General features: G+C 66.6%; 20 protein-coding genes. 17 read left to right on the top strand and 3 right to left on the bottom strand.

Annotation, left to right across the window (positions count from 1 at the left end):
• Positions 1 to 41: 41 nt before the first annotated feature.
• Complete coding sequence (locus WS45_RS25550; protein ID WP_059702445.1) at positions 42 to 1028, bottom strand: oxidoreductase; 987 nt, start codon at positions 1026 to 1028, stop codon at positions 42 to 44.
• 144 nt (positions 1029 to 1172) lie between these two features.
• Positions 1173 to 1463 carry a DUF3331 domain-containing protein gene (locus tag WS45_RS25545; protein WP_044847789.1) on the bottom strand — a complete coding sequence of 97 codons (291 nt, stop codon included), beginning with the start codon at positions 1461 to 1463 and terminating at the stop codon, positions 1173 to 1175.
• 677 nt (positions 1464 to 2140) lie between these two features.
• Between WS45_RS25545 and WS45_RS25540 the strand changes: the two genes are divergently transcribed.
• The 9 genes from WS45_RS25540 to WS45_RS25500 all read left to right on the top strand — a co-directional run bounded on the left by WS45_RS25540 (position 2141) and on the right by WS45_RS25500 (position 11376).
• Positions 2141 to 2905, top strand: coding sequence for an SDR family oxidoreductase (locus tag WS45_RS25540; protein WP_059534356.1), 765 nt, complete (start codon positions 2141 to 2143; stop codon positions 2903 to 2905).
• A gap of 52 nt (positions 2906 to 2957) precedes the next feature.
• Positions 2958 to 3800: an ureidoglycolate lyase gene (locus WS45_RS25535; RefSeq protein ID WP_059692054.1), complete on the top strand. Its 843-nt coding sequence runs from the start codon at positions 2958 to 2960 to the stop codon at positions 3798 to 3800.
• Positions 3801 to 3823: 23 nt separating this feature from the next.
• Positions 3824 to 5101 (top strand): L-fuconate dehydratase, encoded by a 1278-nt coding sequence (locus tag WS45_RS25530; RefSeq protein WP_059702316.1) that lies wholly within the window; start codon positions 3824 to 3826, stop codon positions 5099 to 5101.
• 88 nt (positions 5102 to 5189) lie between these two features.
• Positions 5190 to 5966 (top strand): SDR family oxidoreductase, encoded by a 777-nt coding sequence (locus tag WS45_RS25525; protein ID WP_059702313.1) that lies wholly within the window; start codon positions 5190 to 5192, stop codon positions 5964 to 5966.
• 12 nt (positions 5967 to 5978) lie between these two features.
• On the top strand, positions 5979 to 7520 hold the full coding sequence (locus WS45_RS25520; protein ID WP_059702311.1) for a sugar ABC transporter ATP-binding protein: 1542 nt from the start codon (positions 5979 to 5981) through the stop codon (positions 7518 to 7520).
• Positions 7521 to 7550: 30 nt separating this feature from the next.
• Complete coding sequence (locus WS45_RS25515; RefSeq protein ID WP_059702309.1) at positions 7551 to 8588, top strand: ABC transporter permease; 1038 nt, start codon at positions 7551 to 7553, stop codon at positions 8586 to 8588.
• A gap of 76 nt (positions 8589 to 8664) precedes the next feature.
• Positions 8665 to 9606, top strand: a complete 942-nt coding sequence (locus tag WS45_RS25510) for an ABC transporter substrate-binding protein (RefSeq protein ID WP_059534259.1) — start codon at positions 8665 to 8667, stop codon at positions 9604 to 9606.
• A gap of 43 nt (positions 9607 to 9649) precedes the next feature.
• A complete protein-coding gene (locus WS45_RS25505) occupies positions 9650 to 10540 on the top strand; it encodes an amidohydrolase family protein (protein WP_059702307.1) in 891 nt (296 codons plus the stop codon).
• Positions 10541 to 10614: 74 nt separating this feature from the next.
• A complete protein-coding gene (locus tag WS45_RS25500; protein ID WP_059534261.1) occupies positions 10615 to 11376 on the top strand; it encodes a FadR/GntR family transcriptional regulator in 762 nt (253 codons plus the stop codon).
• A gap of 16 nt (positions 11377 to 11392) precedes the next feature.
• Here WS45_RS25500 and WS45_RS25495 read toward each other — a convergent pair whose 3' ends face one another.
• Positions 11393 to 12634 (bottom strand): NAD(P)/FAD-dependent oxidoreductase, encoded by a 1242-nt coding sequence (locus tag WS45_RS25495; protein WP_059702305.1) that lies wholly within the window; start codon positions 12632 to 12634, stop codon positions 11393 to 11395.
• Positions 12635 to 12786: 152 nt separating this feature from the next.
• Here WS45_RS25495 and WS45_RS35255 point away from each other — a divergent pair, with 152 nt between their 5' ends.
• From WS45_RS35255 to WS45_RS25460, 8 genes are all read left to right on the top strand, one after another.
• Positions 12787 to 13170: a hypothetical protein gene (locus WS45_RS35255; RefSeq protein ID WP_156437276.1), complete on the top strand. Its 384-nt coding sequence runs from the start codon at positions 12787 to 12789 to the stop codon at positions 13168 to 13170.
• 323 nt (positions 13171 to 13493) lie between these two features.
• A complete protein-coding gene (locus tag WS45_RS36440; protein ID WP_156437275.1) occupies positions 13494 to 16439 on the top strand; it encodes a type VI secretion system Vgr family protein in 2946 nt (981 codons plus the stop codon).
• Entirely contained in the window at positions 16414 to 16980 is a 567-nt protein-coding gene (locus WS45_RS25485) for a hypothetical protein (protein ID WP_156437274.1), read from the top strand. Before WS45_RS36440 ends, WS45_RS25485 begins: the two co-directional genes overlap by 26 nt.
• A gap of 77 nt (positions 16981 to 17057) precedes the next feature.
• Positions 17058 to 17843 (top strand): DUF1795 domain-containing protein, encoded by a 786-nt coding sequence (locus tag WS45_RS25480; protein ID WP_059702299.1) that lies wholly within the window; start codon positions 17058 to 17060, stop codon positions 17841 to 17843.
• Complete coding sequence (locus tag WS45_RS25475) at positions 17840 to 19141, top strand: PAAR domain-containing protein (RefSeq protein WP_059534271.1); 1302 nt, start codon at positions 17840 to 17842, stop codon at positions 19139 to 19141. The genes WS45_RS25480 and WS45_RS25475 overlap by 4 nt, the downstream gene beginning before the upstream one ends.
• 33 nt (positions 19142 to 19174) lie before the next feature.
• Positions 19175 to 19900, top strand: coding sequence for an SMI1/KNR4 family protein (locus WS45_RS25470; protein ID WP_059534273.1), 726 nt, complete (start codon positions 19175 to 19177; stop codon positions 19898 to 19900).
• 224 nt (positions 19901 to 20124) lie between these two features.
• Positions 20125 to 20832: a YfiR family protein gene (locus WS45_RS25465; RefSeq protein ID WP_059702297.1), complete on the top strand. Its 708-nt coding sequence runs from the start codon at positions 20125 to 20127 to the stop codon at positions 20830 to 20832.
• Positions 20829 to 22097 (top strand): diguanylate cyclase domain-containing protein, encoded by a 1269-nt coding sequence (locus WS45_RS25460; protein ID WP_059702295.1) that lies wholly within the window; start codon positions 20829 to 20831, stop codon positions 22095 to 22097. Before WS45_RS25465 ends, WS45_RS25460 begins: the two co-directional genes overlap by 4 nt.
• Positions 22098 to 22118 lie beyond the last annotated feature (21 nt).

The raw sequence follows: 22118 nt of genomic DNA, 5'->3' as shown, positions 1-22118 counted from the left end.
TGTAATAAGCATGGCAAATGTTGAGGAGAACTGCGCGTGATTCAACGCACCTCGGTCGCCGTGTCGAACGGCGTGGCGGGCGGGCGACCCGCGGCCACGCCGGAGCTCAGGAAATGCACGCCCGTTGCGGCTTCGGAGGCCTCCCACAGCAGCGCGGCGGTCGCCACATCGCGCGCCGCGCGCGGCACGCTCGCCGGCGCCGGCAGGCCGCGCGACTCGAACCAGCCGGACGGTCCGATGTACGAGCCGCCGGTGAGGTCGGGCGACGTCGCCGCGTGAATCGCGGGAAGCGCACCCTGATCGGCCGGTTGCGCGAGATAACGGTTCGCCGCGCGCATCAACGCGGCGCGCGTGGGCGAACTGTCCATCGCGGGGCCCGCGAACTGCAGATTGGTCGCCGCATAGCCGGGATGCGCGGCGACGCTGATGCCCGCGAACGCCGCGCGCTGGAAGCGGCGCTGCAGTTCGATCGCGAACACGAGGTTCGCGAGCTTGCTGTCGCAGTAGGCGAGATAACGGTTGTAACCGCGCTCGGCCCGCAGGTCGTCGACGCGGATCCGGCCGCCGCGGTTGAAGCCGCTCGACATCGTCACGACCCGCGCGCGCCGCGCGGCGCGCAGCGCGGGCAGCAGATGCCCGGTCAACGCGAAATGGCCGAGGTGATTGGTGCCGAACTGCATCTCGAAGCCGTCTCGCGTGTGTCGCAGCGGCAGGAACATCACGCCGGCGTTGTTGCAGAGGATGTCGACGCGGCCGTGGCGGTCGGAGACGTCGGCGGCGAAGCGCTGGATCGACGCGAGATCGGCGAGGTCGAGCGGATCGACTTCGACCCGGGCAGCGGGATGGAATCGGCGGATCGCATCGGCGGCCTGCGCGCCGCGCGTGGCATCGCGGCAGCCCATCACGACCGTCGCGCCCTTGGCGGCCAGCGTTTCCGCGATCTGCCAGCCGAGTCCGCTGTTGGCGCCGGTCACGACCGCGACTTTGCCACCTTGCGCCGGGACGTGGCGCGCGCTCCATGCATGCATGTCTGCCTCCATCGGCGTGGCCGGTGCGCCACGACGTGTAATCGTTACATTGAATGCTGTAACGATAGTCCGCGCGGGCGGGGCAGACAAGCGGAGGAACTAGACCGGCGGTTCTAGGCCGGCTTGCGCGTCGCGCGACGGGCGTTACCGGCTGCCGGCCAGGGCGAGCACTTCGGCGGCGGAGATCATCGCGGCCGCGTTTGCCGGTGCCGGGCGCTCGGCCGGGCGGAAGACTTCGTCGCCGCGCTGGATGACCTGGCGCGACAGCGCGCAGGTGCCGGTGCGCTGCGCGAAGCGGCGGCGCCAGCGCTGTTCGCCGTAGTGACAGCGGCCGGGTTCGACCCAGCGGACGACGAGCAGCGTATCGGAGCGTTCCAGAATTTCGACGTGGACGTCGGCGGGATCGAGCACAGGCAGGGATTTGGAGGCCTTCATTTGCCGTTTCCTAAAGCTCGTGCGGTTTCGGCCGTGGCAGTGGATGTCACTACCCAACGGCGATTCCGTAGCGGTTTCCATGAGTGGTGCGCTAAATGTAAGCGTCTGTGACCGGAAAAAACATCCTGTCTGGCTCAAATTACCTTTTGCCGATTTAGAAACAATCGACGCGCATTTTCTTGAAAAACCAACGACAAAAGCGCCCCGGACGCGAACGCCCGGGGCGGAAAATCGGCCCGCGCCACCATGTCTGCTCGCTCAGTCACGTGGACACCGCGGGGGACGGAGGTGCCCGTCAGGGATCTGCGACGGGCGGGGTGCGGTGGTCCGGGCAGCGCGGTCCGGCAACGCCATGATCGCGCGCGTCCCCCGTTGACACCCTGACGGGAACATGACTTTTTTGTCAGTTTCGCCGCGACGGCGGCGCGACACAGGCGCCCGAGGCCGGCGCAAACCCGCGCCGGCATTGGCTTTGCGGGGCAAGTGATTGCGCTCCGGAATCGGAAAAAGACGGTAACCGAAGTACCTCGCACCGCCCGCCGGCCCGATTTTGCCGTTCGGGAAAATACTGAATCACGCGATCGTGACAAATCCGGAATCTGTTCCTATGATTGGTTGGACCTTTGGTCCTTTGTGCCAATTGGTCGGCTCGGCCGGCTTCTACAGGAGTGGTGCTTATGAGATTGCAGGGCAAGCGCGCGCTGGTGACGGCGGCCGGGCAGGGTATCGGCCGCGCGACCGCGCTGCGGTTCGCAAGCGAGGGCGCCGACGTGCTGGCGACCGACATCAACGAAGCCGCGCTCGCGCAACTCGCGGCCGACGCCGAACGCGCGGGCGGCAGGCTGGCCACGCGGCGGCTCGACGTGACCGATGCGGGCGACGTGTCGGCACTCGCCGCGCAGGAGCGTGCGTTCGACGTGCTGTTCAACTGCGCGGGGTTCGTGCACCACGGCTCGATCCTCGATTGCGACGATGCCGCGTGGGCGTTCTCGCTGAACCTCAACGTCACGTCGATGTACCGGCTGATCCGCGCGCTGCTGCCGGCGATGCTGGCGGCGGGCGGCGCGTCGATCATCAACATGGCGTCGGCCGCGTCGAGCGTGAAGGGCGTGCCGAACCGCTTCGTCTACGGCACCACCAAGGCGGCCGTGATCGGCCTGACCAAGTCCGTGGCCGCCGATTTCGTCGAGCAGCGCATCCGCTGCAACGCGATCTGCCCGGGCACGATCGAGTCGCCGTCGCTGGAACAGCGGATCGCCGAGCAGGCGCGCACGCGTCAGGTGTCGACCGACACCGTGCGCGAGGCGTTCGTCGCGCGCCAGCCGATGGGCCGTATCGGCACCGCGGACGAAGTGGCCGCGCTCGCGTTGTATCTCGCGTCGGACGAGGCGTCGTTCACGACCGGCGCGATTCACCTGATCGACGGCGGCTGGTCGAACTGACCGCGTCTGGCCGACCGCGCCGTTCCATTCACTTTCCGTTTCCTCACACGACATGAAACTGCTGAGATTTGGCGACAAACACCACGAAAAGCCCGGCTTGCTCGATGCGCAGGGAAAGATCCGCGACCTGTCGGGCGTGATCGACGACATCGCCGGCGATGCGCTCACACCCGCGTCGCTCGCGCGGCTGCGTGACATCGACCCGTCGTCGCTGCCGCTCGTCGAAGGCGCGCCGCGACTCGGCGCGTGCGTCGGCCGCGTCGGCAAGTTCATCTGCATCGGGCTCAACTATTCCGACCACGCGGCCGAATCGGGCATGGAAGTCCCGAAGGAGCCGGTCGTGTTCGGCAAATGGACGAGCGCGATCTCGGGCCCGAACGACGACGTCGAGATTCCGCGCGGCTCGGAGAAGACCGACTGGGAAGTCGAGCTCGGCGTGGTGATCGGCCAGGGCGGCCGCTACATCGACGAGGCCGACGCGCTGTCGCACGTCGCCGGCTACTGCGTGGTGAACGACGTGTCGGAGCGCGAATACCAGCTCGAGCGCGGCGGCACGTGGGACAAGGGCAAGGGCAACGACACGTTCGGCCCGCTTGGGCCCTGGCTCGTGACGGCCGACGAAGTGCCCGATCCGCACGCGCTGCGGCTGTGGCTCGAGGTGGACGGCCACCGCTACCAGAACGGCACGACCGCGACGATGGTGTTCCGCGTGCCGCATCTGATCAGCTATCTGAGCCGCTTCATGAGCCTGCAGCCGGGCGACGTGATCTCGACCGGCACGCCGCCGGGCGTCGGCCTCGGGCAGAAGCCGCCGGTCTATCTGCGCGCCGGGCAGGTGATCACGCTCGGCATCGACGGGCTCGGCGAGCAGCGCCAGCGCACCGTGCAGGCCTGATTTCCTTTTACGGACCGTTCGTCATGCCTATCATTCGATCGATGCGCGTCCTCGACGTGCGCTTCCCGACCTCGCAGCAGCTCGACGGCTCCGATGCGATGAATCCGGACCCCGACTATTCGGCCGCGTACGTCGTGCTGGAAACCGACCACGACGGGCTCGAAGGCCACGGGCTCACGTTCACCATCGGGCGCGGCAACGAAATCTGCTGCGCGGCGATCGACGCGATGCGTCACCTCGTCGTCGGCCTCGACCTCGACTGGATCCGCGAGGACATGGGCCGCTTCTGGCGGCACGTGACGTCGGACAGCCAGTTGCGCTGGATCGGCCCCGACAAGGGCGCGATCCATCTGGCGACGGGCGCCGTCGTCAACGCGGTGTGGGACCTGTGGGCGAAGGCGGTCGGCAAACCGCTCTGGCGGCTCGTCGCGGACATGAGCCCCGAGGAAATCGTGCGTGCGATCGATTTCCGCTACCTGACCGACTGCCTGACGCAGGACGAGGCGCTCGACCTGCTGTGTCGGCAGGCGCCGGGCAAGGCCGAGCGGATCGCGACGCTCGAGCGCGAAGGCTACCCGTGCTACACGACGTCGGCGGGCTGGCTCGGCTACAGCGACGACAAGCTGCGCCGGTTGTGCCGCGAGGCGGTCGACGCCGGTTTCGACTACGTGAAGCTGAAGGTGGGCGCGAACCTGGAGGACGACATCCGTCGCGTGACGATCGCGCGCGAGGTGATCGGTCCGGACCGCAAGCTGATGATCGACGCGAACCAGGTGTGGGAAGTCGACGAGGCGATCGACTGGGTGCGCGAGCTGGCCTTCGCGAAACCGTGGTTCATCGAGGAGCCTACGAGCCCCGACGACGTCGAAGGGCATCGCAAGATCCGCGAGGCGATCGCGCCGGTGCAGGTCGCGACCGGCGAGATGTGCCAGAACCGCGTGCTGTTCAAGCAGTTCATCGCGCGCGGCGCGATCGACGTCGTACAGATCGACGCATGCCGGCTCGGCGGCGTGAACGAGATTCTCGCGGTGATGCTGCTGGCCGCGAAGTACGGGCTGGCGGTGTGTCCGCATGCGGGCGGCGTCGGGCTGTGCGAATACGTGCAGCATCTGTCGATGATCGACTACGTGTGCATCTCCGGCACGAAGGAAGGGCGCGTGACCGAATACGTCGATCACCTGCACGAGCATTTCGTCGAACCGTGCGTCGTGCGCGGCGCGGCGTACCTGCCGCCGACGGCGCCCGGCTTTTCGATCGAGATGAAGCCCGAATCGCTGGAACGGTATCGATTCCGCGGCTGAAGCGCGTGGCACGCGGCATGCGGCACGAGAACGCGCGATGCACCGCGCGCGGCCCGCGCGGCGACAACATGAACGACGGAGACGCGAAGTGGATTTGAATCTGCAAGACAAGATCGTGATCGTGACGGGCGGCGCGTCGGGCATCGGCGCCGCGATCTCGATGCGGCTGGCCGGCGAAGGCGCGATTCCGGTGGTATTCGCGCGCCACTCGCCGGACGACGGCTTCTGGCGCGAACTCACGCGCAAGCAGCCGCGCGCCGCGTGCATGTCCGTCGAACTTCAGGACGACGCGCAGTGCCGCGACGCGGTTGCGCAAACCATCGCGCGCTTCGGCCGCATCGACGGCCTCGTCAACAACGCGGGCATCAACGACGGCGTCGGGCTCGATGCCGGGCGCGACGCGTTCGTCGCATCGCTCGAACGCAACCTGGTCCACTACTACGTGATGGCGCATTACTGCGTGCCGCATCTGAAGGCGACGCGCGGCGCGATCGTCAACATCTCGTCGAAGACGGCCGTCACCGGGCAGGGCAACACGAGCGGCTATTGCGCATCGAAGGGCGCGCAACTCGCCCTGACGCGCGAATGGGCCGTCGCATTGCGCGACGACGGCGTGCGCGTGAACGCCGTGATTCCGGCCGAGGTGATGACCCCGCTCTACCAGACCTGGATCGCCGGTTTCGACGATCCCGAAGCGAAGCTCGCGGAAATCGCCGGCAAGGTGCCGCTCGGCAAGCGCTTCACGACCGCCGACGAGATCGCCGACACGGCCGTGTTCCTGCTGTCGGACCGCGCGTCGCACACGACGGGCCAGTGGCTGTTCGTCGACGGCGGCTATACGCATCTCGATCGCGCGATCGGCTGAGGGCATCGAGCCATGCAACCCGATCTGAACCCGACCGCCGCACCCGCCGCGCTGATTGCGCTGACCGGCATCGGCAAGCGTTTTCCGGGCGTGCAGGCGCTCGACGATTGCCGGTTCGACCTGCATGCCGGCGAAGTCCACGCGCTGATGGGCGAGAACGGCGCCGGCAAGTCGACGCTGATGAAGATTCTCGCCGGTGTCTATCAGAAGGACGAAGGCGAGATCCGGATGGACGGCCGCGCGGTGGAGATCGACGATCCGCGCGCCGCGCAGGCGCTCGGCATCGGCATCATCCATCAGGAACTGAACCTGATGAACCACCTGAGCGTCGCGCAGAACATCTTCATCGGGCGCGAGCCGCGCGGCCGCTTCGGCGTGTTCGTCGACGAGGACCAGCTCAACCGCGACGCGGCCGCGATCTTCGCGCGGATGCGGCTCGATCTCGATCCGCGCACGCCGGTCGGCCGGCTGACGGTCGCGAAGCAGCAGATGGTCGAGATCGCGAAGGCGCTGTCGTTCGACTCGCGCGTGCTGATCATGGACGAGCCGACCGCCGCGCTGAACAACGCGGAGATCGCCGAGCTGTTCCGCATCATCGGCGACCTGCGCGCGCACGGCGTCGGCATCGTCTACATCTCGCACAAGATGGACGAACTGCGCCAGATCGCCGATCGCGTGACAGTGATGCGCGACGGCAAGTACGTCGCGACCATGCCGATGGCGGACACGTCGATGGACGCGATCATCGCGATGATGGTCGGCCGCCAGCTCGATACGACGTTCCGCACGCCGCCCGATACGTCGGCCAACGAGGTCGCGCTCGAAGTGCGCGGGCTGTCGCGCGGCCGCGCGATCCGCGACGTCGGCTTCACGGTGCGACGCGGCGAGATTCTCGGCTTCGCGGGGCTGATGGGCGCGGGCCGCACCGAGGTCGCGCGCGCGGTGTTCGGCGCGGATCCGGTCGACGCGGGCGAGATTCGCGTGCACGGCAAGACCGTGACGATCCGCACGCCGGCCGACGCGGTCGCGCACGGGATCGGTTATCTGTCGGAAGACCGCAAGCACTTCGGGCTCGCGGTCGGGATGGACGTGCAGAACAACATCGCGCTGTCGAGCATGCAGCGCTTCGTGCGCCGCGGCATGTTCCTCGATGCGCGCGGGATGCGCGACACCGCGCAGTCGTACGTGCGGCAGCTCGCGATCCGCACGCCGTCGGTCGCGCAGCCGGCGCGCCTGCTGTCGGGCGGCAACCAGCAGAAGATCGTGATCGCGAAGTGGCTGCTGCGCGACTGCGACATCCTGTTCTTCGACGAGCCGACGCGCGGCATCGACGTCGGCGCGAAAAGCGAGATCTACAAGCTGCTCGACGCGCTCGCCGCCGACGGCAAGGCGATCGTGATGATCTCGTCGGAGTTGCCCGAGGTGCTGCGCATGAGCCACCGGATTCTCGTGATGTGCGAAGGGCGCGTGACCGGCGAATTGCGCGCGGCCGACGCCACGCAGGAAAAGATCATGCAGCTCGCGACGCAGCGCGAGTCGACCGTATTGTCCTGATTCAGACGCCGATCCTTAGGCCTACCGACCATGTCAAACGATACGCATCCCGTCCCGCCCCTTGCCACCGGCGACTCGCCGGCCGCCGCATCGAGCCTGAAGTCGCGCTTCTTCAACCCGGCCGCGCGGCAGAAGCTGCTCGCGTTCGCGAGCCTCGTGCTGCTGATCGTGTTCTTCAGCTTCGCGTCGTCGAACTTCCTCGAAGTCGACAACCTCGTGGCGATCCTGCAGGCCACCGCCGTGAACGGCGTGCTGGCCGTCGCGTGTACCTACGTGATCATCACGTCGGGCATCGACCTGTCGGTCGGCACGCTGATGACGTTCTGCGCGGTGATGGCCGGCGTCGTGCTGACGAACTGGGGCATGCCGCTGCCGCTCGGCATCCTGGCCGCGCTGTGCTTCGGCGCGCTGTCGGGCAGCGTGTCGGGCTTCGTGATCGCGAAGATGAAGGTGCCCCCGTTCATCGCGACGCTCGGGATGATGATGCTGCTCAAGGGGCTGTCGCTCGTGATTTCGGGCACGCGGCCGATCTACTTCAACGACACGCCGGGCTTCACGTCGATCGCGCAGGATTCGCTGATCGGCAGCCTGATTCCCGCGTTGCCGATTCCGAACGCCGTGCTGATCCTGTTCCTCGTCGCGGTCGGCGCGTCGATCGTGCTGAACCGGACCATCTTCGGCCGCTACACGTTCGCGCTCGGCAGCAACGAGGAAGCGCTGCGCCTGTCCGGCGTGAACGTCGACGCGTGGAAGATTGCCGTCTACACGTTCAGCGGCGCGGTGTGCGGGATCGCCGGGCTCCTGATCGCGTCGCGGCTGAATTCCGCGCAGCCCGCGCTCGGGCAGGGCTACGAGCTCGATGCGATCGCGGCCGTCGTGATCGGCGGCACGTCGCTGTCGGGCGGCGCGGGCAGCATCGTCGGCACCATCATCGGCGCGTTCATCATGAGCGTGCTGACCAACGGCCTGCGCATCATGTCGGTCGCGCAGGAATGGCAGACGGTCGTCACGGGCGTGATCATCATCCTCGCCGTCTACGTGGACATCCTGCGCCGGCGCCGCCGCTGACGCACGCACGAACACCCATGTGCTTCACCGCCGGCCCGTCCGGCATTTCAGTCGATACCAACCAAGGAGACGCGAAGTGATCAGGAGCAAGGTGTTGAACGCGATCGTCGGACTGACGTTCGCCGTGGGCGTGACGGCCGGCGCGCAGGCGCAGGAAACCTACATCCCGCTGATTTCGAAGGGCTTCCAGCATCAGTTCTGGCAGGCCGTGAAGGCGGGCGCGATGCAGGCCGCGAAGGACTACAAGGTGAAGGTGACGTTCGAAGGCCCCGAAACCGAGGCGATGGTCGACAAGCAGATCGACATGCTGTCCGCCGCGATCGCGAAGAAACCGGCGGCGCTGGGCTTCGCGGCGCTCGACAGCAAGGCCGCGCTGCCGCTCCTGAAGAAGGCGCAGGCCGAGAAGATCCCGGTCATCGCGTTCGACTCGGGCGTCGACAGCGACATCCCGGTGACGACCGCCGCGACCAACAACAAGGCCGCCGCCGCGCTTGCCGCCGACAAGCTCGCCGCGCTGATCGGCGACGAGGGCGAGGTGGCCGTGGTCGCGCACGACCAGACGAGCCGCACCGGCATCGATCGCCGCGACGGCTTTCTCGAACGGATGAAATCGGCGCACCCGAAGGTGCGGATCGTGACCGTGCAGTACGGCGAAGGCGACCAGCTGAAATCGACCGAAGTGACGAAGTCGATCCTGCAGGCATACCCGAAACTCAAGGGCTTGTTCGGCACCAACGAAGGCTCGGCGATCGGCGTGGTGAACGGCGTGCGCGAGATGAAGCGCAAGGTCGTGATCATCGGTTACGATTCCGGCAAGCAGCAGAAGGACGCGATCCGCAGCGGGATGATGGCCGGCGCGATCACGCAGAATCCGGTCGGGATCGGCTACAAGACCGTCGAGGCGGCCGTGAAGGCGATCAAGGGCGAGAAGCTGCCGAAGGTCATCGATACCGGTTTCTACTGGTACGACAAGACCAACATCGACGACCCGAAAATCACGGCGGTGTTGTACGACTGAACGTGACGTGACACGGCGAACGACGGCGAAACGCGAGGACACCATGGGCGCAGTGCGCATCGATTCTCATCAGCACTTCTGGCGCTATCGCGCGGCCGACTTTCCGTGGATCGGCGCCGGCATGGGCGTGCTCGCCCGCGATTACATGCCCGACGCGCTGTGGCCGCAGATGCATGCGCAGGCGCTCGGCGCGTCGATCGCGGTGCAGGCACGTGTCGGACGCGATGAGACGGCGTTCCTGCTCGATCTCGCCCGCGACGAAGCGCGCATCGCGGCCGTGGTCGGCTGGGAGGACCTCGGTGCGCCGGCGCTCGCCGACCGTATCGCTGAATGGCGCAGCCCGAAGCTGCGCGGCTTTCGTCACCTGCTGCAGGACGAAGCCGACGTCGGCGCATTCGTCGCGGATCCCGCGTTCAATCGCGGCGTCGCGTGGCTGCAGGCGAATGGCTACGTGTACGACGTGCTCGTGTTCGAACGTCAGTTGCGCGACGTGCGCGCGTTCTGCGCGCGGCACGATGCGCACTGGCTCGTGCTCGATCACGCGGGCAAGCCCGCGCTCGCCGAGTTCGACCGCGACGACACCGCGCTCGCCCGCTGGCGCGCCGGGCTGCGCGAGCTGGGCGCGCTGCCGCACGTCGTGTGCAAGCTGTCGGGGCTTGTGACCGAAGCGGACTGGCGGCGCGGCCTGCGCGGGCAGGACATCCGCCACATCGAGCAATGCCTCGACGCGGCGCTCGACGCGTTCGGCCCGCAGCGGCTGATGTTCGGTTCGGACTGGCCCGTGTGCCTGCTCGCGGCGTCGTACGACGAAGTGGCGTCGCTGGTCGAACGCTGGGCCGAAGCGCGGTTGTCGGCGGCCGAGCGCGACGCGTTGTGGGGCGGTACGGCCGCGCGGTGCTATGCGGTGCCGGGCGATACGAAGCCCGGCATATAGAATAGGCGCGAACGGCCTGACGCTCCCGCATTCGTCAGACCGTCCGCCACGCAACCGCTTACCTGTATCAACGTATGTCCATCCAGCCGATTCAGAACCGCCGCCTCTACCAGCAGATCGCCGACAAGCTCAGCGCGATGATCGAGTCAGGCGACTTCCCGCCGGGCAGCTACCTGCCGCCCGAGCGCGAACTGGCCGAGCAGTTCGGCGTGTCGCGCACGTCGGTGCGCGAGGCGCTGATCGCGCTCGAGGTGAACGGTCTCGTCAGCGTGCGTGTCGGCGACGGCGTGAAGGTGCGCCAGCCCGAGGCGGCCACCGCACCGCAACCGCAGATCGACACGACGGTCGCGCCGTTCTCGATCGTCGAAATCGATCCGGAGCTCGGCATCGCGATCGACCTCGATACCGAAATCCCGCCGTTCGCGCTGCTGCAGGCGCGCCGGCTGATCGAGCCGGAAGCCGCGTCGCTCGCCGCGAAACATGGCTCGGACGCGCAGATCGAGGGGATTCACGAGGCGTTCCTGCGCAACCAGGAAGACAACCGCAGCGGCTCGCTCACGCATCCGGGCGACCGGCTGTTCCATATCCGTATCGCGGAAGCGAGCGACAACCCCGCGTATGCGCTGATGATCAAGCAGCTGCTCGCGCACAAGTACGACCTGATGTTCCAGCGGCTGCAGTCGCTGTACATGCCGAACGACATGCCGCATCGGTCGGAGCTCGAACACCGCGCGATCCTCGACGCGATCCGCGCGCGCGACCCGGAGGCCGCGCGCCGCGCGATGGCCGAGCATCTCGACGAAGTGATCCGGATCTTCGGCCGCGCGCTCGACTGAGCGCGGGCGATCGGCATCAGAAGCGGTCGGCGCGGTAGGGTGTCGGATCGGTGAACGGCGTCTCGCCGGTCATCATCTCGGCCAGCAGGCGGCCGGAGACGGGGCCGAGCGTCAACCCGTGATGGTTGTGCCCGAACGAGAACCACAACCCGCGATGCGCGGGCGCGGGGCCGATCACCGGCCGCATGTCGGGCGTGCACGGCCGGAAGCCGAGCCACGGGTGCGGGTCGAGCCGCTCGCCGAAGCCGAACACCGGGCGCGCGACGCGTTCCGCGCGATCGAGCTGCACGCCCGTCGGCGGCAGGCCGCGCCGGGCGATCTCGACGCCGGTGGTCAACCGCAATCCGCGCCGCATCGGCGCGATCACGTAGCCGTATTCGCGATCGACGATCGGCGCCGACGGCGCGCCGCGTTCGGACGGCGCGTAGTGCATGTGATAGCCGCGCTTCTCGCGCAGCGGAATCTTGTAGCCGAACTTGCCGAACACCGTGTCGGACCACGGGCCGAGCGCGACGACGACGGCCGGCGCGGCGATCCTGCCGTCGTCCGTCGCGATCTGCCAGCCGGGCGATAGTGCGTCGAGGCTCGCGGCATCGCCGGTGAGCAGCGTGCCGCCGCCTTGCACGAAGAGTTGCGCGTAGGTTTTGACGAGCGCGGATGGATCGACGACGCTTTTCGGATCGAGCCAGTGCAGCGCGCCGCAGAAGCCCGCGGCGAGGCTCGGTTCTTGTGCGCGAAGCGCCGCGGCATCGAGCGGTGTGATGCCGAGCCCGTGGCGGCGCGCGGTGAGTCCCGCATCGGCGACCGCGCGCTCGAACGCGGCCGGCGTGCGGAACGCTTCCATCCAGCCGCTGGCGCGCACCAGTTCGCCGGCGCCGGCGCGCGCGATCAGCGCGTCGTGCTCGACGATGCAGCGCTCGATCAGCGGCAGCATGTCGCGCGAGGCTGCCGCGTGACGCAGCGGCGCCGATTCCCACCAGAAGCGCGCGAGCCACGGCGCGAACGCGGGCAGCGACGCGCTGTGCCAATAGAGATCGGTGGAGCGGTTGAGCGCATAGCGCATCAGCGTGAACGGGCTGCGCGGGAACGGATACGGTTCGATCGACGAGCGCTCGATCAGCCCCGCGTTGCCGAAGCTCGTGCCTTCGCCGGGCGCGCCGCGGTCGACGAGAGCGACCTTGCGGCCGCGATCCTGCAGGTGCAGCGCGGCGGAGACGCCGATGATGCCCGCGCCTAGAACGATGACGTCGAAGTCCATGGAGGATGCCGAGATGCAATGGTTGGGCGAAGGGGGCCGCGTTTCGTTTTGACGCGAATGCGGTTCGGAACCCAAGGATACCTCCGCCGAGCGCGGGCGACGCAACGATCGTCAGTCGCACACGACCCGTGTGGTGCGCGCTGGCGCGGAGCATGATGGCCGTCGGTGCGGGCGAATTGAATTTCCGGGCATCGCTGGATTACCCGACATATTCGGCGGCGAAAATCGGACCGTGCGTTTACAGAGAGACGAATTCATCGCCGGCGCATGCAGTCGATGCCATGCGCCGCGATTTTGGATTTCTCGTGATTTCGGAAATCCCGGATGCGCTGGCGCGATTCTCGCGGGTCGCGAGTTTTCTGAATCGCTGGCGCGCGATCATCACAGTGTTCGGAAAATTGTGCCGTGCTGCATTGCGGAAACGTCAAAATTACGCGTCGAGAAAACACGGAAATATTCGAGTGGGAAGCTTAATTGAAAGTATGGACGGGTGTGAGTCGTGCCGTTATGATGGCGCCGCTTGTCTGGAGAGATAGATAATCTCCGCCATAAAAGAGACATATATCGAGCGGGAAATATCGGTTTGCTCCGATGCCGTTGTATTGGCGAATGCTGTTTCGGAGATCGCGGAAAAAATCGAAGAAGCATATCCCGGCGAACGTCCGTTTCGAAATGATTATTTCGGATCGACATGCAGTAGAGCCGCGCCGCATGCGTCGCGGTAACCAGAAATAAGAAAGCGAGAGGGCCCATGAAAGAGATGCCAGGAAGCGTCGGGGTAGCCGAATCCGCGGGATCGTCTCCGCTTGCGGGCGCGCTGACATCCGGCGCGATGCAAATGGCGTCGGCGGCGAATCCCGTGGTCGGCAAGATTGCGCCGACCGCGTCGGCCGTCATGCAGGCGCTGGCCGCCGGCGGCAATCCGGCCCAGATTGCGGCGTCGATGGCCGCCCCGGCGGCAGGCATGCTGAATCCGTTCGCCGGGCAACTCGCTTCCGGCGTGATGTCCGGCATGGGGGCGGCGCTTGCCTCGCCGTCGCCGATGGCCGCCGCCGCGCCGCCCGACGATCACCCGCTGTCCGGGCAACCGCTTTCCGACCTCGCGTCCGAGCCGCAATTCTTCATGCCGGGCCAGGCGCCCGGCCCGTCCGCCGCCGCGGCATCGGCGTTGCCGTTCAGCGAGACGACCCGTCTGCTTCGATTCCAGTCGTCGCTGACCGGCTCCCGCGCGCTCTCGATCGCGGCGATCAAGGGGGGCGAAGCGCTGTCGCAGATGCCGAGCTACACGCTGGACCTGATCACGCAAAATCCGTCGATCGATCTGAAGGACGTGCTGAATCGGGCGGTCGCCGTCAATATCATGCTGCGGGACGGATCGGAGCGGCAGATTCACGGCTATCTGGTGCGCTTCGGGTTCGAACGCAACGACGGCGGCATCGCGCATTACCGCGGCGAGCTGGTGCCGTGGCTGTGGTATCTCGGCAAGCGGGTCAACAGTCGCATCTATCAGCAGGTCACGGTGCTCGACGTGTTGCGCAAGGTTTTCGCCGATTACGGCGCGCTGGTCGATTACCAGACGCACATCAAGCAGGAACTGAAGTCCGAGGATTACGTCGTCCAGTTCCAGGAGAGCGACCTGAATTTCGTCAGCCGGCTGCTCGAGCGGCACGGGCTGTTCTACTACTTCGAATATCGGCAGGACGGTCACACGCTCGTGATCGCCGACGACTCGACGTCGTGCCCCGATCAGGCGCACGATCCCGTCGTCACCTACAACGCGGCGAGCGGCGTGCAGCAGGCCGACCGGTTGACCGCGCTGTCGGCCAGCCGGGAAACCCAGCCGGGCGTGGTCGCGCTGCATACCTTCGACTACAAGCACCCGAAGAGTCGGCCATACGTCGAGTTGCCGACGCTGGCCGACCAAGGCAACGCGCCGAAGCTCGAGGTATACGACGGGAATTCTGCATTCGCGTACAAGGACGCCAGCGAGGGCGAGGCGGAAGCCAAGCGCCGGCTCGAGGTATACGAGTGGCAGGCCAAGGTGTTCCGGGGCGAATCGGGATGCCGCGGGCTCACCGTCGGCCGCAAGTTCAGGATCGACGGGCACTTCTGGTTCGATCCGGCCAAGCAGGACGACAACGAATTCCTCGTCGTCGGCATCGAGATCGACGCCAAGAACAATTTCGACGATGCGTCGACGCAACCGGGCAGTTTCCGCAGCACGCTCACGCTGATCCGCAGCAAGATTCCGTATCGTCCGGTGCGGCAGCATGAGAAGCCGATCATGCCCGGACCGCAGAGCGCGATCGTGGTCGGCCCGAAGGGGCAGGAAATCCATACCGACGGGATGGGCCGCATCAAGGTCCAGTTTCCGTGGGACCGCTACGGCAAGAACGACCACGAGAGTTCCTGCTGGATCCGCGTGTCGCAGCCGTGGGCGGGACGCGGCTGGGGAACCGTCGCGATTCCGCGCGTGAACCAGGAAGTCATCGTCGACTTCCTGAACGGCGACCCGGATCGGCCGATCATCGTCGGCCGCATGTTCAACGCCGAGCAGACGCCGCCGTATGCGTTACCCGACGGTGCGCACCAGATGGGTTTCCACAGCAATTCCACGCCGGGCGGGGGCGGGTTCTGTGAGATCGTGATCCACGACAGGAAGGGCGACGAACTGGTCAATATCCATAGTCAGAAGGATATGGCCACGACCGTCCAGAACAATCACGTGACGGTCGTAAACGGCCCGAACCAGACGAATATCGTCTCGCAGGGCCAGCACGCGAACATCGTGCGCAAGGCGATTTCCGTGCAGTCGCAGGACGAGCACATTCAGCACACCGCAAAGACGGCCGTGATCCTGCATGCGCAGGAACAGCACATGGCGCTCAAGGCGAAGGGCCCCGTGCAGATCGAATCCGATACCGAGCACGTGCATGTGAAGGGCTCGCAATCGATCATCCTCGAATGCGGAAAGGCGAAGATCACGCTGTCGGCAGACGGACAGATCGTGATCGACGGCACGCGCGTCGTCGTGCTCGGTTCGCAAAGCGTCGACCTGAATCCCGACGGGGCGACCGGGCCGGCATCGCCGCCGCTCGTGCCCGTCACCGACCCGAGCGCGCCGGCGCCCGATCTCGCGGCGCCGGTGGCCGGAGGAGGAGGCGGCGGTGGTGGCGCCGCGGCGGCTGCGCCCCGTCATGGGAAGAAGCACGGAAAGGCCGCGGGGAAGAAGGCCGTGACGACCGGGCTGGGCCCCGGTGTCGACCAGCTCGCCGCGAAATCGCCTACGCTCGAACATGACATCGCGAAACTGCAGAAGGACGGCTGGCACATCGAGTATGGCCCCGCGAATCAGGGCTCGTCCACGAACAAGAGCGGCCATCCGCCGACGATCGTGATCGACGGCGCCGACCGCGAGAATCCGAAGGCCGTGGTCCAGGGGCTCGCGCATGAGACCGGCCATGCGCTGTATCAGGGCACGCCGGACTATTCATCCAGAACCAGCTACGTCAATAGCGAACTGGCGGATGAAGGCGCGGCCACGATGAACAACATCAAGGTGCAGCGCGAAATTCTTGCGCACGGCGGCCCGAACATCAGTATCGCCGGCAATCCGGACAATGCGCCGGCCTACAACGCAGCGTACAACCGGTTCCTGCATGACGGCGACGCAAGCGCGGCGCGCGCCGCGATCGGCCATGTCTACGGCACCGGAGAATATGCGTCCGTGCCGGTCAATGGCCAGTATGTCAATTATCAAACCTACTACGGAAGCTGGTATGACCGTAACTACCCGTCCCACTAAGCGCGGCCGTGGCGCTGCGATCGTCGCACCGCTGTTGCTCGCACTGTCGCTGGGCGTGACGCCGGCCTGTTCGGAGGGATCGAAGAAGATGCACACAACCGTTCAACTCAGTCTCTGGCAATTGATCGACCAGCTCGGTGCCCATCAGCCGATCCGGCGTGAGCCCGTCGAGCACCTGCTTCACACGACGCTCGCCCGTACCGAATCGAGCAACGAATACTTCACGTTCTGGAGCAACGGCGACGGGGTCCCGATCGCGCTCGACGACGGCACGCGGATCGAGCGAATCGTGCTGCGGACGAGCAACGAAGGCGACGCGCGCGGGGCGCTCACGTTGACGCTGTCCGGCCGTTGCATCCGTCGCGACGACGTGAAGGGGCGTTTTGCCGGGATGCGCATCGCCGGTGCGCCGTCGGGGCGCTCGCCGAACGAGGAAACGACATTCCGCTCGGAGACCGCATGGGGCGAACTCGTGTTCGGGTTCGCGGAGCGCAACCCCGATTGCCTGTCGAGCGTCGGCTTCGGCGAGAAGACGAAGTAACGCGCCGCCGGGACGCATGCGTCCGGATCAACGAAAGGAAGAACGGAATGGCGGTTTATCGATTGCACGAGGGGTGCATGGTCTTGCCCGATGGCTGGCGAGACCAGACCATGAACGTGTTCCACTTGCCCGACGCGTCCGGCCGCAAGGACGTGGCGTTCGTGGTCACGCGCGACTACGACACGCCGCTCGACGACGTGGGCGCATACGCGGATGCCCAGCAGACGGCATTCAAGCGTCAGTTTCCCGCATACAAGCCGCTCGCGCGCGAGACCGTCGCGATCGACGGGCGTCCTGGCCTCATGCTCGACTATCAATGGCGCAGCGACAAGACGATGCTGCGGCAGCGGCAGGCAATGGTCAGGCTCGACGATGCGATGCTGGTGTTCACGCTCAATGCGCGTGTCGAGGATTTCGAGCGGCACATTCCCGCATGGACGGCGATCCTGTCGTCGTTCGTCGTTATGCCGCCCGCGCCGGACGACGGCGATGCGCAGGCCGCGCCGCGCGAAGTCCTGCCGCACGTGTTCGCGCTGTCGGCGAAGACGCGCGTGCTGCGCGTCTATCCGGATCTTCGCGCGGCATGCGAGCGCATCAGCGCGCGCGAAGTCGAAAGTCACGACTGGGTGTTTTTCGCGAGCGATGGTTCGCCGCTTGCGCCGACGATCGTGCAGCGTAGCCGTCACGGGCTGTTCAAGGCGGAAGGGCGCTACGAGCTGCGTCCCGATCCCGGCTATTCGGGGCTCGAATTGCGGCGCCGTCTCAACGCGGTGACTGTCGTGGAAGGCGTGCCGCCGCTGCTCACGATGCAGGACATCGAAGCGCATCTGCGGCTGCAGCGCGCGGACGGCGCGTCGTCATGAGCGGTGCCGAGGCGGCCCTGCGCGCCGCCCGCATGGGCGACGAGATCGCGCATGGCTTCGGCCTGCTCGGGATGATCGCCGGCGCCGTGGTCGGCGCGGTCGTCGCCGCCGCCATCGTGACGGCGACCGCGGCCACGGGCGGTCTCGCGCTCGTCGCGATCGTCGGGGGCTGCGTGGCGGGCGGCGGCCTCGCCGGCGGCGCGCTCGTGCGCGGCATACAGAAGGCGGCCAACATATCCGGTCCAACCACCGGCATGCTTCATCCGGGATCGTCGAACGTCACGGTCAACAGTCGTACCGCGCTGCGTGCCGGCGTCGATTTTGCCGACGAATGCAACGGCCTGCCGTTCAATCACTTCCCCAAGCCGAAACTGCTCGTGGCGCAGGGCTCGCGGACCGTGACCGTCAACGGCAAGCCGATGGCACGTCTGTCGATGAAGATGGAGTGCGGTGCCGTCATCAAGACCGCGAGCGACAACGTGACGGTCGGCGGAGAGACCGTCACCGTCGTGGCTATCCACGATACCGAGGCGATGGTCGAGACGGCCCTCGAGGTGCTCGGCTTCGTTGCGCTTGGCGCGGCCGGCCTGGGCGCACTCGCGGCAGGCGCCGGTGCCACCGCGCTGTTCGCGGGGACCGTGATCGGCGCCAACGTCGGCCTGAATGCGCTGCATTCGTGGGGCGAATCGCTGGGTCCCGGCTACGGCGACATCATGGTCGGCGTGGCGGGATTCGCGTTGCTCGGGCTGGGGGCGAAGGGTGCCGACACCGAAGCCGCGAAGAACGCCGTCGACGTGTTGAACCGGACCAAGGTGGAAATCGAGCCGAACACGCTCGGCTCGAACGGCGGCAACATTCGGGTCACGACCAAGGGCGTGCCGCGAACGCTCTACGAGCAGTTGCGGTCCAAGACGCCGAGTTCGAAGATCCAGAAGATGGTCAACGAGAATTTCGAGCCGGGCATGGACGATCCCGCGCTGCCGGGCCTCACGATCGACAAGCCGTTGCATGCGGATCACATCGTGTCGATGAAGGAGATCACCGAGATGCCCGGGTTCAAGGATCTGTCCTTCGATAACCAGGTCAAGGTGCTCAACAACCCGGACAATTTCGTGGGTCTCAGCGAGACCGCCAATACGTCGAAGGGATCGAAGTCCTATGCCGAGTGGACTGAATACAAGAAGGGCGGCATCAAGGTGGACGAAGGGTTCCGACAGAAGATGATGCAGCGCGAAGCCGACAACCGGACGCTGCTGCAGCAGCAGATCAACGAGTTGCTCGGCGATCAGCCGAAGTAGAATTCCCGATGACGAATTCAATGGTGACTGGCAATGATTGAGCTATCCGCGAAGACTTACACCGCCGAACTGCAACGCTTCCGGTTGCGAGGGCACGTCTGGCTCGCGTCGAACGAGATTCCCGCCGACGTCCAGGTGCCGACCGCGTGGCGCGCGCTGCTCGATACGTCCGACGCCGCGCTCGGCAACTGGCTCGCGAAGATGTGGGCAGGTGTCATCGGCCGCCTGCCCGCGGTCGAGACGTTCTTCGCCGAGAAGCTGCGGCGACCTGCCGTGTTCCAGAAGGAAAACGGCGACCTGTGCCTGCTCTATCCCTACACGGTCGAAGGCGACGACCTGAACTTCTTCATCGGCCATCCGCCGCTCGGCGATCTCGTGTCGGACGACATGTCGCTGTGGCGTGCGCTGCCTGACGATCTGCGCAGCTTCTATCAGTTCACGCACAACGGCTGGACCTTCTTTCCCGCCAACTCGATGGGACCGATGCCGATCGGCGACCAGACCGCGCTGACGGCCAAGCTCGACCTGACACCCGACGAGACGCGCAAGCTCGGCGTGAATCCCGATCTCGTGTGGACGATATTTCAGAACGGCAGCGGCGACTATCTGTGCCTGGATCTGCGCGACAGTGCCGGCGACGGCAGCGCGGCAGGACGGCTCTGGTGGCACGAGAATCCGACCGAGCTCGAGCCGGTGGATTTCTGGGCCGTCATGAATGCGTGGTTCGAGATATTCGTCGAGGAAGCCGACAAGCGGTGATCCGACACGCGCGGAGCACGAGATTGCCGCATGCAGGTCCACGCGCATCGTCGCGCACGGCATCGTTTCCGCGTACCTTATGACGTTACTGTCGGGTGTTTCCCACTGGTTCGGGATGCAGATTTTTACCTAAGATGGAAGCACTCGTGCGCGCGACACGGTGCCTGCGCGCGCACGGCAGGCAGGAGGCAGGGCCGGGAACGACTGCAGCAGATGTTTCCATCATGGATGCGAGTGTGTGCGCGACGGCCGCGAGTCATGCGGCCGCATCGACGCCAGCGGGCGCGGCGGCAATCGCCGCGCGGACGGCGTCCGGCCGGTCGGGCCGAGTCGCCGGATTGCGCCACGCGTTCATCGCAATCGTTTGCGTTCTGAGCGTTGCCCCGGCCGTTCTTGCCGGGGCGCCTGGCGATGCCGACGAGCCGAACGACACGGTGCGGCTCGTCGGCACCACGACACCCGTCAATCCCACGAGTCCCGCCTTTTCGTCACACGACTCCGCCGTGCGCCAGGTCGTGCTCGGCATCGTCAGTTTCACGCGCTGGCCGACGACGCCCGTTCGCCTGCATCTGTGCGTGACGGGCAGGCCCGACTACGCGGGCGACCTTACCGACTCGATGCAGGCCGGCTCGACCGTGCTCGACGTGCAGCGGGTCCGCTTCGACGATCCCGCGCTCGGCGTCGCATGCGACGTCGTGTATCTCGGCGCGCTCGGAAGCGACGAGCGAAAGCGGGTGCGAACCGCGCTGGTCGGCCGTCCGGTGCTGACCATCGCCGAACACGATCCGTCATGCACCGCGGGCAGCATGTTCTGTCTCGCGGTCGAAGGCGAACACGTCACGTTCGACATCAATCTCGACGCCGTCGCGCGCAGTGGCGTGCGCGTGCATCCGAACGTGCTCAATCTCGCGCGGCGGACGCTGACGCCATGACACGTTCCGCCCCCTCCATTTCGCCTTCGCGTGTGTCGCGCCCGACGCTGCAAAGCGTGTTGCGCCGCGCGCATTTGCGCCTCGCGTTCGTCGCGGTCGCGATGGCCGCCGTGTCGCTGATCGTCGTCGCCGTGATCGCGCTGCGCGCGTACGCCGGCAACAACCTGAACCTGCTGGCGCGCTCGCTCGGTTACACGGTCGAGGCGGCGCTCGTGTTCGGCGACCGCGTCGCGGCGAACGAGGCGATCGCGATGATCGCCACCGACGAGGACGTCGCGCAGGTGGTGGTCACCGATGGCAAAGGCCAGTTGTTCGCAACATGGAAGCTTCCCGCCGAAGGGCGGATCGCCCGGCTCGAGCGTGGCGTCGCCGCGCTGGCGCTGCCCGGGCCCGTGAGCGCCCCGGTGACGCACGACGGCATCGTCGTCGGCCAGGTCATCGTGCGCGGTCGCGGGCATCAGTTCTTCGGATTCCTGCTCGGCGGTATCGGCGGCATTCTCGGCGGCCTGGCCGTCAGCGTGCTCGGCGCGTATGTCAGCTCGAAGCGTTTGCTGCGCAACATCGTCGCGCCGCTGCGCGCGCTGGCCGGCGTCGCGCACGCCGTGCGGCGCGAGCGTGCGTTCGCGCGTCGCGTCGAGCCGGTGGCGATCGCCGAACTGAACCAGCTCGGCGAAGACTTCAACGCGTTGCTCGACGAATTCGAAGACTGGCAGAACACGCTGCGCGACGAAAACGCGTCGCTCGAACACAAGGCCACGCACGATGCGCTCACGGGGCTGCCCAACCGCGTGCAGTTCGAGTCGCGTCTGTCGCTTGCACTCTGCGACGCCGTCGTGACGGGGCAGCGGGTCGCCATCCTGTATCTCGACTGCGACCGCTTCAAGGAAATCAACGACGGCCTCGGCCACGATGCCGGCGACGCGGTGCTGATCGGCGTGGCGGCGCGGTTGCGCGCGCAGGTGCGCGAGACCGATCTCGTCGCCCGGCTGGGCGGCGATGAATTCGCGGTGATGCTGACGGCTGTGCGCGATACGGACAGCGTGTGCCGGATCGCCGATGAGATCTTGTCCGGCATGGTGCCGTCGATCGAACTGCCCGACGGACGCATGGTGGCCACCATGATGAGTGCCGGTATTGCGCTGTATCCCGATCATGCGTCCGACGCGAGCGGCTTGCTGCGCGCGTCGGATGCCGCGATGTACCGCGCCAAGCGTGCGCGGCCGGGGTCGTGGCAACTGGCGGAGGGCATGGCGGGGCGGGTTTGATGTCTATCGTTTCGCGCCGCG

Origin of the sequence: Burkholderia sp. RF2-non_BP3 (genome assembly GCF_001522185.1) — a bacterium.
In the GTDB taxonomy this organism is placed as follows: domain Bacteria; phylum Pseudomonadota; class Gammaproteobacteria; order Burkholderiales; family Burkholderiaceae; genus Burkholderia; species Burkholderia diffusa.
This window is presented reverse-complemented; position numbering and strand designations above follow the sequence as displayed.